Origin of the sequence: Aliiglaciecola sp., from assembly GCF_039982535.1 — a bacterium.
In the GTDB taxonomy this organism is placed as follows: Bacteria; Pseudomonadota; Gammaproteobacteria; order Enterobacterales; family Alteromonadaceae; genus Aliiglaciecola.
Genome location: NZ_JBDWYG010000033.1, coordinates 180,535 through 196,447 on the forward strand (window position 1 = coordinate 180,535; position 15,913 = coordinate 196,447).

Here is a 15,913-nt window from a genome sequence, read left to right on the forward strand (position 1 = left end):
CCTAAATAACGAGATACGTAACGTTTATATATTAATATTTTTACATTAATGTCACATGTGGTACATTGTTGTATATATGAAACATTTATGATGTGAAATAGTAATGAAAGTACCTAAGAGGAAGAAATTGTTAAAGAAGGTCACTTTACTTTGTTCTGCACTCGCTTTGTCTACCTCGGTATATGCCGAAATTAGTAAGCCTAACATTGTATATATTTTAGCTGACGATATGGGCTACGGTGACATTCAGGCTATCGCACCGCAAGGTAAAATACCCACTAAGAATCTTGATCGAATCGCTGAAAAAGGCATTGCTTTTACCCAAGCTTATACGGGTTCGTCTATTTGTACACCTACACGATATGGCCTTATGACAGGACGGTATCCATGGCGTGAAAAAGTCGGACTTGCCGCAAATTATGGTTCTCGCATAATGTCAAAGGGGCAAGAAACCGTAGCTAGCTTTTTGCGTAACCAAGGTTATAAAACCTTGATGGTAGGAAAGTGGCATTTAGGCACCAGTTGGACCATGAAAGACGGTTCAGTTATGGAGTCGCGAACCAGCATGACTCATAAAGCCAACCTAACCCAAGATCAGCAAATAGACTTTAACGCACCTTTTTATGGTGGACCAACAGATCATGGATTCGATACTTGGTTTGGTATTGCCGGTAGCTTAGATTTTGCACCTTATGTTTATCTTATCAATAACAAAGCCACTAAAATACCAACTGAACGTTTAACTGGTAAGAATCGCTTCGGTCACCGCACTGGTTTTGCTGATCCTGAGCTTCAACCCACTCAAGTATTGGGAGAATTTACAAAACGTGCCGTCGCGTTAATTGAACAGCAAAATAAAGATGAACCCTTCTTTTTATATATGCCACTTAATGCACCCCACTCTCCAGTTGTGCCATCTAAAGCATTTCAGGGATTGAGTAAACTAGGCCCCAATGCTGATTTTCGAATGGAAATTGATTGGACTGTTGGACAAGTACTTGATGCATTAGCAAAACAAGGATTGTCAGAGAATACCATGGTCATATTCACGGCCGATAATGGTTCTTATCCAGGTGCAACAATTGAGCTTAACAAAGTAGGTCATGATACTCACGACGGGCGACGTGGCGAAAAAGCCACTTTGTTTGAAGGTGGTCATCGTGTGCCATTTTTAGTCAAATGGCCTAAAGGTATTAAGGGTAAGTTAAACCGTCGAGAACACGCTAATATTACCCTTGAAGATTTTGTTGCCACGACAGCGGATATTCTAGGTCAACCAACACCAAGTTACGCCGTTGATAGCGTTAGCTTTTTGCCGCAATTACAAAACAAACAAACGCCGGCTAAACAACGAGAGGTTATTGTTAGTAGTTTACATAATATTTTAATTGCCCGAGATAACGAGTGGAAATTGACCTATAAATCTTTACCTGAAATGGCCGAGATCAGACAAGGTAATCAAAAAAATATTAAAAAACTTAGAGAAGGTTATTTCACCCCTAAAAGTACCGAACCATGGTATCAACATGTCACTCTTTTTAATCTAAAGGAAGACCAAAGTGAGAGGGTTAATGTCGCCCAGCAAAACCCTGATGTGGTTGTTCGTTTGCATGCAGCTGTGCAAAAATCCATAAGGGACCAGCGCTCAAACGAAGGGGCACCAAAACCCCAAATTAACTGGAAAGTTAACCACGGCATAGACGCAGATCAACAACGTCGTTTAACGATACTTGATAACTTTTTATCACGGTAGAAAAACAAGAGTTGATAGTATTTATTAAACCACACTGATGACATACGCCCATGGTCGCAACTAGGGAACCATGGGTTGCAATAAATCTGCGGCTTATATCCATCATTTTATGCTTTTTGTGCTGACCTTGATTTGTGGCATTAACCTTAGTAAGTAATTTTTAAATAAATCGTTTCATATGTTAAACAATGTTTGAAATATTGTTATCGCTGCTATAATATCCATATGTAAAATAATCATCCATTTTTAATTATTTAATCGAATGAATAAGTGAGTGGAACTAGCAAGTAGGGAAGTACCTTGGTTAATTATCAGTCTATAAAAAATAAAATGAAAATCATTAAAACTGCGCATGTTAAATCGATTATGTTGTTAGTAGGCGGTGTGCTTTTAGCATCTTGCTCAAACAATGGTGAAGAGGTTACTGCCACTCAAATGGCTGCACCCAAAGTTGCAGTGAACATTGATTACCAATCTTTTTTGTCGCAACAGGATCTTGTTTGGGATCGCATTCCAAATAAATGGACTGTGGCGCCTTATACTGGCAACGGTAACGTCGGTTTTTTATTCTATCAAGCTGAAAATGAGGCCAAAAATGTCATTTCCATACACACTGGAAGGCATGATTATTACGACCATCGCTTACCTTACAAAGGTGAGGAAATGTTATGGATTTATCGAGGCAGGCTGCCATTAGGTCATTTCAACCTTACCTCTAAAGGTGATATTCAGAAAGTTGACCTTAGACTTGGTTTATATGATGCAGAGCTAACCGGTGAAATTACCACCACCCTTGGATCTTATGCGGTTAAAGGCATCACCCACAGTGAAGAAGATATTATCTATTTTGAAACTGACGCTAAAGGTGATGAATCAATTACCATTAGTTGGCATCCGGATGAACCCTATCCCCCTGTAAAAGGCTTTTTTGATCGAGGCAGAGGACCAAAATCCGACCTTTGGGATCGCATGCGTAATGCGCCTATGCCTATGCCGCCCAAAGCGACATTGTTCAAAGAAGATGAAATGAATTTTAGTTTTCAACCTTTATACCAACACCGAGGTGAAACCACGGTGGGTTGGGAAGTGCTAGGAAAAGAGTCGGGCAAACAATATTTATCCGCCAGTATTCATCATAGTTTTCCTGAAAAAAACAGTCATGAAATAGTCAAAGAAAATCTAAACTCAGCTCGTAAAATGTTGCAGGAAAATACCTTTTTCGAGACCCATCAACAGTGGTGGCATAATTATTATCCACAAAGCTTTTTAACTATAGGTGAGCCCGAAAAAGAAGCGTTTTATTGGATTCAAATGTATAAGTTGGCGTCGGCCAGTCGTGGTGATGGTCCTATCCTTGACCTGATGGGACCTTGGTACAACGATACTTTTTGGCCAATGGTGTGGGGTGATCTAAATGTTCAGCTAATCTATTGGACACACTTAACCGCAAATCGCATGGAGTTAGGTGAATCCTTAGTTAACAATATAGATAAGTATCACGATAATTTAACGGGTAATGTGCCAAAACATTGGAAAGACAGCGCCGCTGTTGGTGCCTTATTTCCTCAAGACATGGTGTCAACCAATGGCGGTAAAGTCCCTGACATGTTGGCGTGGTTGTTACACGACTATTGGTTGCACTACACTTATTTAGGTGATGCACAAAAGTTACGTGATGGTTTATTTCCAATCTTACGAAAAACCGGTAACAGTTATCTAAATTATTTAAAAGACAATGCGTTGGTGTCTGAGGATGGCACTATTCATATCAAACATAGTTGGTCACCTGAGTATAAACCAGGTCGTGGCCAGGATATTAACTTCACAATTGGCTTGTTGCGCTGGACATTCGAGACCTTAATTGAGCTGGATGAAGCTAACAATTTAAATGATCCTTTAGCTACTAAATGGAAACACGTGCTAGACAATTTGGTACCTTTTCAGGTAGACGAAAATGGCTTGCGAATAGGTAAAGATATTCCATTTGATAAACCCCATCGTCATTATTCTCACTTGCTTCCTATTTACCCTCTAGGACAATTGAATGTGGAAAATAAAGATGATGCTAAGTTAGCTCGAACCTCTGTTGATCATTGGTTAGATGTGACTATGTATAGCAACAAAAAAGCCGATGCTATGAAAGTGACAGGGTATACAGCAACTGGCGCAAGTTCGATTTACGCTACCCTTGGTGACGGTGAAAAAGCTTATAAATATTTAGACTTTTTCATTAATCATAAAAATGTTTCACCCACAACTATGTACGCTGAGGTGAAAACGCAACCGGTAATTGAAAGCCCGCTATCTTATGCAACTTCAGTTCACGATATGTTGTTACAGAGTTGGGGTGGCAAAATAAGAGTGTTTCCTGCGGTGCCTAAACACTGGGAAGACATGGCGTTTCATCAACTGCGAACCCAAGGTGCATTTTTGGTGACAGCTAAAAAGTCTGAAGGTAAAACACAGTTTGTAGAGTTGCAAAGTTTGGTTGGCACTCCGTTAGTGATTAACCCTGATATTACTAATCCAATTATTTACATTGATGGTAAGTTGGCTGATAACAGCCTTGTTAGACAAGGTGAAAATGGCTTTCTTCATATTGCACTTGCTAAGGGCGAACGTGTGCTATTGATGTCGCCACACATATCGCAAACAGATTTGTTTATTCGTTCTGAAGATATTGAAAAGTCTCAGCAAAATCTATTTGGTTTAAACCAAAAGACAACACGTTTACCGTCTCATAAATTTTATTATGGGAATAAATAACCTGCAGCTAAGCAAGTTGTTGCAACAACTGGTTTGAACCAAGCGCTATTGTTTTAGCGCTTGGTTCTATTTTACTGACTGTTTCAGGAATAACCAATGAAACTTTTATTTACCTTTTTTTTGTGTCTAATGTTAGTTGCGTGCATTGGTGCAAATCAAAGTAATATCAGCTCACAACAATTAGATGTTTCTTTGGATCCGGTTACACCAGATAGTAGTGCATATCCAGCTGCATTAATGTGGAAAAATGGTGTGCCGTATCTAAATGTCTCTCGTCCAGAAGACAGCTATTTACGAGGGTTTAATGAAGAAAAAACAAAGTTAGTTTGGCAAGCTGGTAAGAACCAAATTGAAGTGAACCCTGTTCAAATGCAATTCCACTTCGCTAACACAGATAAAGGGGAAACAGGGATATTATCGTTTGTTGTGTTGACCACATCAGGCCAGAAATACTCATTGAGATTACAATTACCACCTCAACTTAATCATGCTTTTCCTATTCGTTTAGTTGAGACAGGCAACTGGTTTCAACATCTAACATTTCATGAGTTTTCGTTAGTGCCGAATAATAACGTCGATAAAATTGTTAATATTCAAGGTCAGTTAGATTGGAAAGCTTGGCACAATTCTGGCTCTATATCCTTAACACTTAAGCCCACTGAACAGATTGAAATTAGCACTATAAAACCAATGTGGTATAACAATACCCAAGCTAAAGATACTGTTATTACACATAAAAACCAGAAAGTCTTGAACTTAGTAATGGCTTATAACTTGACTGTAAATCAACAGGTGCAGTGGTTTAATTTAGACGAAAAGCCAATTAACGATATCGAAGTTATCTCAAAATTATCAACGGTCTCATTTGCAGCGGCCAATAATGCATGGGAGATAAAGCTACCTGAAATAGGTGGAAGAAAGCATGGAAGTAAAACCTCAACTGAAGCTTTAAATAAAAGAACAATAAACGATTTTTCACTCATCAATGATAGTGCCATTGAACAAACGGTAAATTTACGATTTATACACCCTAACCATGCAAAAATCGGTTTTGTGCCTATTTTGCGTGACACAAATGGCATTCAAACAGGTTGGCCCATTCAGGTAAGTAAAAACTGGCATGTTCGTGCTGGCCAACCTCGACTAGAGAATGATGGTGCTTGGATCCATTCATCTATTAGCTTAAAAGTACCAGCAAATAGTCGTCATGAATTCACCTATGAAATAGTGCATGCTAATTGGAATGGTGTACCTGCAGCATCTGTGGCACAACTTAGTCTAGTAGGCTGGGGTGGCAATGGTTTTTGGTTACAATCAGCCTTAGGTAATTGGAGTGAACACTTTTGTTTTCAACCAGGACGAGCGCTGCGTCGTTCGATGATCACCGATATCAGGCCACTTTTCCAAAAAGGGATGAAAAACAAAAGTAAGAATAATGGTTATGAGTGGACCAGCAATATTGGCGGTGGTGACATAGGTTTATTGCATGACGAAAACGGACGTTATATTCAATGGAAACAAGCAAAAACAGAATTTCATTCCTTGGGGCCTATTTTATCTGAAGTATCAGTAACCGAAATCACAGCTGATGATTCAGCAACACTACGCAGTACTTTTATGATGCCTCGCAGCGATGATTTAAATCGTAATTATATTAAGCTCGAATTTGAAGTGCTCAAGCCATTAGCTATTTCGCGTTTTGCATTATTTCAATTTGGTAATGATTATTATGCATCAGGGCGTTCTACCTCTGTGATCTACGGGCGTGGTAATAAAGTCAACGAACCTTCACAAATGTTAAGGCCTTTGCAAAGTACCCAAATAGTCAAAAGTGCTTCTGTCCCTTGGCTTGGAAATGCGCCTTGGGCCATGTTGCCAGCTAAGTTCAATCCTAATGATTTACGTATAGGCTATGGTAATCGAGCAGTGGTTCTTCGTGATTTTAGCGCCACCATTAATGGTGAGAAGCTAAATAATGCCTGGCTACACTCTTTCGAAGTTAGTGACAATAACTCTGCAGGCAATGTGAATATTGAATTAGGAATTGATCCACAAATAACACAATTAATGCCGGGGGATATTATCAATGCCACGGTTGAAGTCCTAGCGTTACCTGCTAGTGCTAACTTTTACGTTGGAAAAGATGCCAACATCAAAGAAATTATAAAGGGTACAAATGGAATACAAGCCTTAACCATCAATGAGGCGGTTAAGAACCAAGTTACCATTATCAGAGCTAATGGTGCGAATGTGGAGTCAACACTACCTGAAATAACTTACGCCGAAGCGATACAAGGATTTAGTGTTTCAGGTGGGCAAGGATGGTACCCCATTAAAGTGATTGGATTGCCGCGGCCTACAAGCGTTTACTGGGCCGAAAAGGTTAACACTGGTTATGAGCCACTGGGGAGCAGCTTCGACGAAGAAAAAGAAGCTCAGTGGAATTGGCAAGCTGATAACAATACTTGGAACAGCGTATTAAGCCTGCGCTCGTTAAAAAAACATGAACAAATTCGACGTTTTAAATTAATACCAAGACCCGCATTAGAAGATGAAGAAACGATACTTTTATCAAAATAAACTGATTTGAGAATACTATTATGATAACCATTAAAAAAATCGCACTTTTCAGTGCAGTCTTAATTTCAGGTTGCACCACCGTGCATGAAGAGACTGTGCATCAGCGCCCTGAAAAACCCAATGTAATTTTACTGCTGACTGACGATCTTGGTTGGCAGGATGTGAAAATTTATGACATTGATGAGCCGTCGCCATTCGAAACACCAAACATAGATGCACTAGCAGGTAAGGGGACTATGTTTTGGCAGGGTTATTCGCCAGCACCGTCTTGCGCACCTAGTCGTGGTGCCATTATGACAGGGGCGCATCCAGCCCGCACTCAATACACCCATGTTATCGGTGGCACACCGCCAGCGCCGTTTCATAAAACTGCTCATCGCATGATGCCACCTTGGTATAGCGGACGTGTATCAACAGATTATGTTTCACTGCCGCAAGCACTCAAGGCTAATGGTTACACTACAGGGCATAGTGGTAAGTGGCACATGGCTAGAACTTACCCTGAGCCAGAGGATCTTGGCTTTGATTGGACGCGGACTAATCAAGGCACTACTAGACGGATGAAACCACATAGATTAACGGGGTTTGCGACGAACAATCCCAAAGATCCGTATCGTCTTGATGAAAACGGATTTGCTACCCACCAACTGAGTGAAGATGCATTAACCTTTGTGCGCGAAAATAAAGCTGACCCATTTTTTCTTTATTATGCCACTAAGCTAGTGCATGCGCCTATTCATACACGCAGCGAACGTTTGCTTAACAAATATGTGAAAAAAATGGGTGTTGAATTACCGGATAACCCGCAAGAATGGAAGGGTGAGGGACAAACAAACCCTTTTTATGCTGCTATGGTTGAGGAGCTTGATTATTACGTTGGACAAATGTTCGACTATTTAGATAATACAGAAGATCCCCGTTGGCCTGGGCATAAACTGAGTGAAAACACCTATATTATCTTTACTTCGGATAACGGTGGTATGGAAAACATGCCGGGTGAAAAGATCGCCGAAAATTACCCATTGGATCGGGGTAAAATCTCTGCCATGGAAGGGGGGACACGAGTGCCTCTGATTATTGTTGGTCCCGGTATTAAAGCTGGCGTACAGACCGATGTTATGGCCTCCGGTCTTGATTTTTATCCGACTATTCTTTCGTGGACAAATACACAGGAGCCGGAAGGTAGTCAGTTTGACGGTAGCGATCTTAGCGATTTACTAGCGATTGATCCAACTGATCCACAACTGGTGAAACAACAAGATGGGCAGGTACGCGACACTCTTTTGTGGCACTTTCCGAACGCTTTGGCGCTGGAGAGTACGATTCGAATCGGCGACTATAAGTTGGTGCGTAACTATGATCATCTAGATCCTAAAAATGACGAGTTAGAGCTGTATCAACTTTATAAAACTGAGGGTGGAAAGCAAATTCGTGTAGACATCGAAGAAGCCAATAATTTAGCCACCAAGATGCCTGATAAGGCGCAGGCGATGTATGCGAAGTTGACCGAGAAGTTAGAAGCCATGGATGCGAGTTACCCTTATTATAATCCGCATTATAGTGACTCACTCCCAAATAAAGAAACAGTACCAACGGTATTGTCTCACCAAAGAAATGGCAATGTGGTTGAATATCGTTATCAAGAAAATGGTGCGAAGCTGGCACGAGCGCAACTGATGTATACATTAAATGGCGGCGCTAAAAAGGAGGAATGGTTCCGCATGCCTGCTCAGGTCTTACCGGGCAATAAAGTGACTGCCACCTTGCCCGAAGGGACAACCCACTATCTGATCAACTTAATCGATGGGAACAATTTCCTCGTGAGTTATCCATACGTGAAAAAATCATCACGGGGTAATAACTTGCCGTCGAAAGTGGCGCCGTCTGTTGAGGAAAACTTGAAAAAGAAGAAAAAGAAATAATCTAAAGGAATAAATGTTTAAAAGCCTATTGAAAAATAGGCTTTTTTATTTGAATGCTGTTTTGAACAGTAATCGCTATATTTTATTACGCCCCATCACTCACATGGCTGGTACTTGGCCCATCATTACCGATCCAGAAGAGCTGCGCCGTAATAAGAGCGTGGTGTTACAAGAAAGCATGCTTTTTTCTGGCACCAGTAAAGACAATATTTGCCAGAGCCTACCACAAGTTTACGAGTAAACCACGTTACAAGCAGCAGAGTTTGCAGGTGTTACTGCCTTTACTAGCGAATTACCAGAGGGGTATCACTCATTTAATTCAAATATAAAATGTATTTTTACATACACCTTGATTTTATGTTAACCTGATGTTACTAAATTGCAATGTCGCTGTAGAACGTTATTCGTTTAGTACTTGAAAAGTGAAAGAAAGAGTTTTTCGAGTTTCATCTGAGTTGCTTAATGCGCACATTGTGAATGGATCGTTAAATGTTAAACGAAGAAGTTTATGGCAACAATTGGATTGACGCTGACAAATAAACTTCCATGAAAAAGAGGTGTAATTTTGAAAAATTTATTAAAAACAGTGGTTGCTACAGCATTTGTAACAACATTATTTGCATGTTCAACAACTTCAACAACCTCAAATACTAAACAAGACCGATTTAGCAAAGTAGATGCTAATTCTGATGGTCGCGTAACCGTCGAGGAATTTTCGTCTAGTATTAAAAAGCCTAAAAATGGACCAAAGCGTTTCGTCCAACTCGATGTTGATAAAAACGGCTACCTTAATAGAACCGAACTTGAGGCCGAAAGAAAGAACAAGAAAAACAAGAAAAACAAGAAAAACAAGAAAGACAAGAAAGAAAATTAATTGAATCATTTGGTAAAAATGCCGTTATATCAACAGACAATATTGTGATGACTGATAAAATTATTATTTACATTAGGGCTGAAATGGAAAAAGAATTATGATGTTTTTAATTAAGCTAATAAGCATTATAACAACCCTATGTTGTTTCTCTTCATCGCTTGTCTTTGCCCATGATATTTTTAAGGCCGATGAATATTATACTGCGAAAAATTTTAAACTCGCAAAAGCTAGCTATTCGGATGCGGCAAAAGTAGGTAACCCTTTTGCGTACTATCGGCTTGCTAATATGTATTTCAAAGGCTTAGGGACCGATAAAGATGCGTTCAAAGCACTTATATATCTTTCATTCGCGGCCGAGTACGACTTTCATGATTCAAAATCGTTAGTAGAGAAAATATTAAGTAACATGGCTACTCAAGAAAGGCTAAACATTCAAAAATTTCTGAATAAGTTACTAAGTGAAAAAGGTAAAAAATACATCAGTAAAAAATATTTGCCTGAACTTGCTGCAAACAATTTGGCAAACAAGATTACCTTTGGCGGAAAGGCGCAATTAGGATTAGACGATTTTGAATTAGACCTTGCTGACAATGACTTGCTAGATGATTCTGATTACGAAATGGGCGGTGACAGTGAAGACTCGTTCGATATGGATTTCAGTTTCACGACGACGTCTAGCGAGCCCTTTGTCATTATCGATTTTGACCTTGCGCCTGACGGCTCTGTTCGAAATATTGTAGAAGTGCAGCGCGATGGGCGTGCCACAACTTTGCTCGATCAATTCTCTCGGTATTCTTTAGCTAAGCCTACAATTCAACACCAAAACGTTGAGTTTGTTGCTAGAGTCAATTTAGGTATTGCTAGTTACGATAAACTCACTTTGCGTAGAAAAAACGCGCAAATGTACCTATCGCTGCTTCGCCAGAGTGAAAAACTCAAGGCGAGTTCTAGCTTAACAGACCGTTTTCAATATGCGCAGCTATTGCAATATTTTAGTTGGTTAGAGCAGTATGAAGGAGAAGCAAACGAACGCCTTAAAAGCTTGGCCGAAGATGGCCTTCCTGACGCTATGTATGAATACGGCCTTAAGCTTTATCGAGAACAGGATGATATTGAACAAGCCATTGATTGGATTGCGCAAGCCAGTACTTATGGTTTGGCGAAAGCAGAATCTCGCTTAGGTAAATTATTAATTAGTAGCCCTTGGGTGCAGAAAGACGAAACGAAAGCCTTGTTTTGGTTAGAGTCTGCAGCGAAGAAAGATGATATTTCGGCTACCTTAAAGGCTGCAGAATTGAGACTATTTGCTCAAGATAAAGCATTACGCAACTTTTCTTTGGCACTAGAATATCTAACAAAAATAGGCGAGCAACAAAAATGGAATCCAGAATACTACTATTTACTTTCACAAGCATATCGTTTTGGTGAACAGCGTAATTTCCAACAAGTTATTCAATACTTAAAACGGGCAATAAGCATGGGAGAGAGAGTCAACTGGGACATTGAGCCATGGCAAACGCTGTTAGCACAACTCACCATTGGGAAAGTGTTTATTAGTGATGAAAGTTAAGAAAATTTCAATACAATATCGAGCTGTTATTTTGGCACTGTAGTCGTCGCCGAGGACCAGTAACTGTGCGGTAATTAGCCCAAGAAAATACTAAAATATCGGCGGGTTATCGCTACTCATCTCATATTCCAGACAATTTTGGCGAAGACAGCTCCCCGTGTGCTAGCCATTGTTCTTCTATAGATTTCCGTAATTGCGGTTTGGAATAAACACCTAGGGCGTAGTAAACACAACATGATGATCCATATAGGTGCGTCAAATGGGTGAGTAACACGCTGACAAACCATTACTCGCCAACATTTCCTTGATACTCGGTCATAATAGATTTTTAGTTGCACCTGTGCCACGTTGGTAAATAGAACAGACCATTTGATAGTATGACAAGAGTTAATTTCATTTATTGAAGCTGCTTCTTTTTAGGGCTTGATACTCTTTTCAACTGCAGATCTTTATCCATTTGGAGCATCAACTCGATGACTTGCTGATTGCGCACCAATTTAAGGTTGAGGAGATCCGCAGGCGTACGTTTCAAGGTTTGATTTAATTGACGTAACTTAGAAACTGATTGGCCATTAACATTCTGAATAACATCGCCTGCTAATAACCCCGCTTTAGAAGCTTTGCTATCTTTTGGCACTGTTTTTATCACAACTCCACCTGCTTGTTTACTGACGCCAAAAGCAGAAAAGTCATTACCGGAAAGGTTTACTAAACTGGCCCCCATCCATGTACCTGTAAACGATGGTTGTGCTTTACGTTTGGTTTTTACCGGAGCGCTAAGGTTCGGGGTTCGAGCTATAGCACGTAAAGATGCCTTTTTGACGCCAAATTGATCCATCGGAAAATTCTTAAAACCGATCTTCAACGCAGGGGAGTTAGGCTTCACACGGAAGTCTCCGTTTTTCGGGTCGACAAACATTGGATCGCCAAAGGCTGAGTTTTTATCCCAACTTAGGTTGTCAGAAACCGACATTACTTTTTCTTTGCTTTCGCCATAGAAGTTTTTATCTACCATAACTTGATCAACAAAGGGATGAGTCATTCGAGCAGGCTTGTGCCGAGACATGAAAATGTTGTTGTAAACTTTATCACCACTTTGGTTATACCAAACATGTGGGTGCAAACCACTGTGAACCGCAATGTTATTCCAGGCGTGGCGGCGAAAACCTTCACGCAATTTTAACCCTCCAGCTAACATCACATTATTATAGATATCGTAATTTGAGGAACCGTCATCTAAGTCAATATCCCAGCCGTGATCACTGCGCCAGCGACTATTACGGATGGTGGTCGTTTCGACTGCGTCCAAAAATGGTAAGTCGGGAGCTTCATCAATCGCTTGTTGTGATGTGGCTTGGTCGCTGCGCCAGTATCGGTCACGTCCCCAAGAATTAAACGAACCGTGGTCGTGTGTTTCTAGCACGGTGTCAAACACATCAACGCGCTCAATTAAATGCCCACCCCACGTACCGTCACCAATATTGATTCCCGCTCTAGTTGTATCGTAAATTGAAACATCGCGAACCGTGATACCTTTTGCCATAGAAATCTGCACACCAGCAGGCTGACGTTCTACACTGCCTATCTTGTGGATAAGACAATCTTCCACAGTTGAATTAGCTGGATAGTTATTGGTTTTTGGCCCTGGAGTCCGGTCAATTTTAGACAAGTCATTTGTTTGCTTATATTCAAATAAAGGATTACGCACGGCATCAGGATCACCAACAAAGGCTACACCACTGGCCCCCGTATCATGAATATGACACCCTTTAATCAATACGTTACGGTTATAGTTGTTGACGAAAATAGCATTACCACCGACCTGATCGAATTCGGTATCTAAAATATGAATGTTTTCAGTGCCCGTAAGAAGGAATGCGCCACCGCGATAGATTGTCCAATCTGAACGCAGCAAAGGCTCCTTAGTTTTCATGAAAGTGCGAGACGCATGACGTACAACAAAACCTTGTAGGGTAATATGTTTTACTGGGTTTAATTCAGTGCCCTTAAACTCTACAAGATGACTCAGGCGTACCACTTCTACCTTAGCTGTATTTAGATTTATCCCTTTGGCTGGTTTAAAATAAAGTTTATTTTTTGGAGCATCATGAAACCATTCGCCTGGTGCATCAAGTTCTTCGAATATATTTTCAACCATTCGAAAGTCTTTATGCATGCCCAGTTGACGGTTATTTTGCCAACCACCTTCATAAGTTATTTCGTTATTGCTTTTCTTGCCTGTGATTTGATAATGGTATCCGCCCCATTGTGAACGATGCATTGCGTGAATATAACCACCCCTAGGATCGGCCCAGTTTGCCGCCCGTTCTGCAGAAAAAGCATCGGCCGCATATCCTTGATAGGCTGCTGTTTTTTTGCTCGAATCATAATTTGGGTATCGTGCCATACGCTGGTTTTGACCATCAATAAAAAGTTGATCAATGTTTAAACCTACAGGTGTATCGGTTTGGAAAATACCATTTTTATAAGCAGACCAAGTCAGCTTCAATTTTGTACCACCACTTAACACCGCTAGCCCTTCATGCTCTGCTTTGTAAATAATGGGATATCGCTCACTACCAGAGTCCGCCGGTTCAAAAATCAATGTCTCGGGCAAATAATAAACGCCATCAGCAACATGTACTGTTACCGCTTCTTTTCCTGCAAAAGACTGAGCGAGTTGTTTGGCTTTAGCTATTGACGCAAGTGGTTTGCCTTGTCGCCCGCTGTTGTTATCCGTTCCTGTTGGTGCAACATAGATCTCAGCAGCATGGACACTAGACATGCAACTAAAAATACATAGTATTATTGGTGCTATAGCAGATTTATAAACTGCGCTTTTGTGAGTGTTAAAGGGGTTTATCAAGTATTTAGTAGGCATTAAACGTTCCTATCAATATATTTTGCAATTGGTGTCTACTCGCTGCATTACTGAAGAGCTTGTGCATAAAGTTGTGCCGCCTTTTTCCGCATTTCTGCTAAAGTCGATTTGTAATTTGGATCAGATACGAGGTTGTTTTGTTCATCAGGGTCATTTGCTAGCTCGTAAAGCTCCTCAATTACTGGCGTATGTTCGAAATACTCAAAATACTGATACTGTTTTGTTCGTATCCCACGGCTACGATAAGAGCGATTGTTTTTTATAACTTCATTATTCTTGGCTTCAACCTGCTTTCCTTTGGTTCTTAACAGCTCCTGAATAAAAAAGTTTTCTGTCAAAACGCCTTCCCGCCATTTTGTCATGTCTTGCTTACCCTCCATGAGTGGACTTAAGTCATAACCTTTCATTACCGGCGGTATGTCTAAGCCTGCCAAAGACAAAATCGTGGGGGCAATATCTGCAGACGAAACCATGGCATCAATCCTACGACCATGGTTTTCTTTAGAGGCTCTTCCATCAAATACAATCAGTGGTTGTTTAATGGCTTCATCGTATTGAATCGCTTTGTCGTAAAGCCCACGTGAACCGTGGTAACGTCCGTTGTCACTGGTGTAAATGATGATTGTGTTATCTAGTAGGTCAAGCTCTTCTAATTTAGCGACTAAACGACGAACTTGCTCATCTACACTATAACTCTGCACTGCAAAGCGTCGAGCAAGTGTTTGGTAAAGTTCCGGCGTGGATGTCCGTTGCATGTGAAGGTAGGTGCTGCGGCTATAATCCAATACTTTAGGCAACTGGTCATTTTTGCCTTCTACCCAATTAGCAGGTACCTGCATTTTCTTGTCTTTAAACAGTTCAACATGTGGACCATACATGTCAGTATCACGGTCATTCTTGACCGCATCGAAACTGACTGAAAGGCTAAAAGGTTGACCCTTCGGCTGCGTTTCTAAAAACCGGATCATTGCATCCCCTTTAATCAACGTTCGCTCTTTAGGGTTACGATCCTTACGATAGATATGAGCTAGCTTTTTATCACTTTTAGGAAAGTGGGGGCCTTTTTTACTTGTTGTTGAAATACCTGCATAAAAGTCAAAGTGGTCGGCAACGGTTTCGGGTAATGCTTCTAAGCTAACGCCAAACTTACCAACAAATCCTGTGCGATAGCCTGCTGCTTTCATCAACGCTGGATAGCTTTGGGCAAACTCTGTTGCGGGTAATGTGCGATTATAAGGGTAGGTGAAACCTACACGATGATCTGAAAAATAACGTCCGGTGAAAATCGTCGTTCTACTTGGCATGCAAATAGCTACAGCATGATAAGCATTGTCAAAACTAATTCCTTGAGCGGCAAGCTTATCAATATTGGGAGTAATTGCATCTTTACTACCATAGCTACCTATAGTGTCCCAACGCTGATCGTCCGTCATTAAAAACACAATATTAGGAGGAAGGTCTGTTTTAGTTGATGGGGTAGGAGTAACAGCCAATAAAGCTGTTGATTGCGAGAGAAATAATATCAAAAATGAAATATTGAAGAAATTAAATTTTTTCAAAATGAAAG

The 15,913-nt window shown here is 40.5% G+C and carries 9 protein-coding genes; 7 read left to right on the plus strand and 2 right to left on the minus strand.

Annotated elements, in window-relative coordinates; genetic code table 11:
- Window positions 1-127: 127 nt before the first annotated feature.
- The 7 genes from ABJV04_RS08010 (at window position 128) to ABJV04_RS08040 (ending at window position 11,465) form a co-directional block, all read left to right on the plus strand.
- Window positions 128-1,753, plus strand: a complete 1,626-nt coding sequence (locus ABJV04_RS08010; protein ID WP_348490933.1) for an arylsulfatase — start codon at window positions 128-130, stop codon at window positions 1,751-1,753.
- 330 nt (window positions 1,754-2,083) lie between these two features.
- The gene (locus tag ABJV04_RS08015) at window positions 2,084-4,519 is read left to right on the plus strand and encodes a hypothetical protein (protein WP_348490934.1); all 2,436 of its coding nucleotides are present in this window, start codon (window positions 2,084-2,086) and stop codon (window positions 4,517-4,519) included.
- 96 nt (window positions 4,520-4,615) lie between these two features.
- Window positions 4,616-7,099 (plus strand): hypothetical protein, encoded by a 2,484-nt coding sequence (locus ABJV04_RS08020; RefSeq protein WP_348490936.1) that lies wholly within the window; start codon window positions 4,616-4,618, stop codon window positions 7,097-7,099.
- A gap of 20 nt (window positions 7,100-7,119) precedes the next feature.
- Window positions 7,120-9,021 carry a sulfatase gene (locus tag ABJV04_RS08025; protein ID WP_348490938.1) on the plus strand — a complete coding sequence of 634 codons (1,902 nt, stop codon included), beginning with the start codon at window positions 7,120-7,122 and terminating at the stop codon, window positions 9,019-9,021.
- A gap of 49 nt (window positions 9,022-9,070) precedes the next feature.
- Window positions 9,071-9,262: a hypothetical protein gene (locus ABJV04_RS08030; RefSeq protein ID WP_348490939.1), complete on the plus strand. Its 192-nt coding sequence runs from the start codon at window positions 9,071-9,073 to the stop codon at window positions 9,260-9,262.
- A 324-nt stretch (window positions 9,263-9,586) separates the two neighbouring features.
- Window positions 9,587-9,895, plus strand: a complete 309-nt coding sequence (locus ABJV04_RS08035) for an EF-hand domain-containing protein (protein WP_348490941.1) — start codon at window positions 9,587-9,589, stop codon at window positions 9,893-9,895.
- A gap of 97 nt (window positions 9,896-9,992) precedes the next feature.
- A complete protein-coding gene (locus ABJV04_RS08040; RefSeq protein ID WP_348490943.1) occupies window positions 9,993-11,465 on the plus strand; it encodes a hypothetical protein in 1,473 nt (490 codons plus the stop codon).
- Between the two features lie 397 nt (window positions 11,466-11,862).
- On the opposite strand, the gene ABJV04_RS08045 is transcribed toward ABJV04_RS08040, so the two are convergent.
- Both ABJV04_RS08045 and ABJV04_RS08050 read right to left on the minus strand, forming a co-directional pair.
- Window positions 11,863-14,250: a PDZ domain-containing protein gene (locus ABJV04_RS08045; RefSeq protein ID WP_348490945.1), complete on the minus strand. Its 2,388-nt coding sequence runs from the start codon at window positions 14,248-14,250 to the stop codon at window positions 11,863-11,865.
- A 143-nt stretch (window positions 14,251-14,393) separates the two neighbouring features.
- Window positions 14,394-15,905, minus strand: a complete 1,512-nt coding sequence (locus ABJV04_RS08050) for a sulfatase-like hydrolase/transferase (protein ID WP_348490946.1) — start codon at window positions 15,903-15,905, stop codon at window positions 14,394-14,396.
- Window positions 15,906-15,913 lie beyond the last annotated feature (8 nt).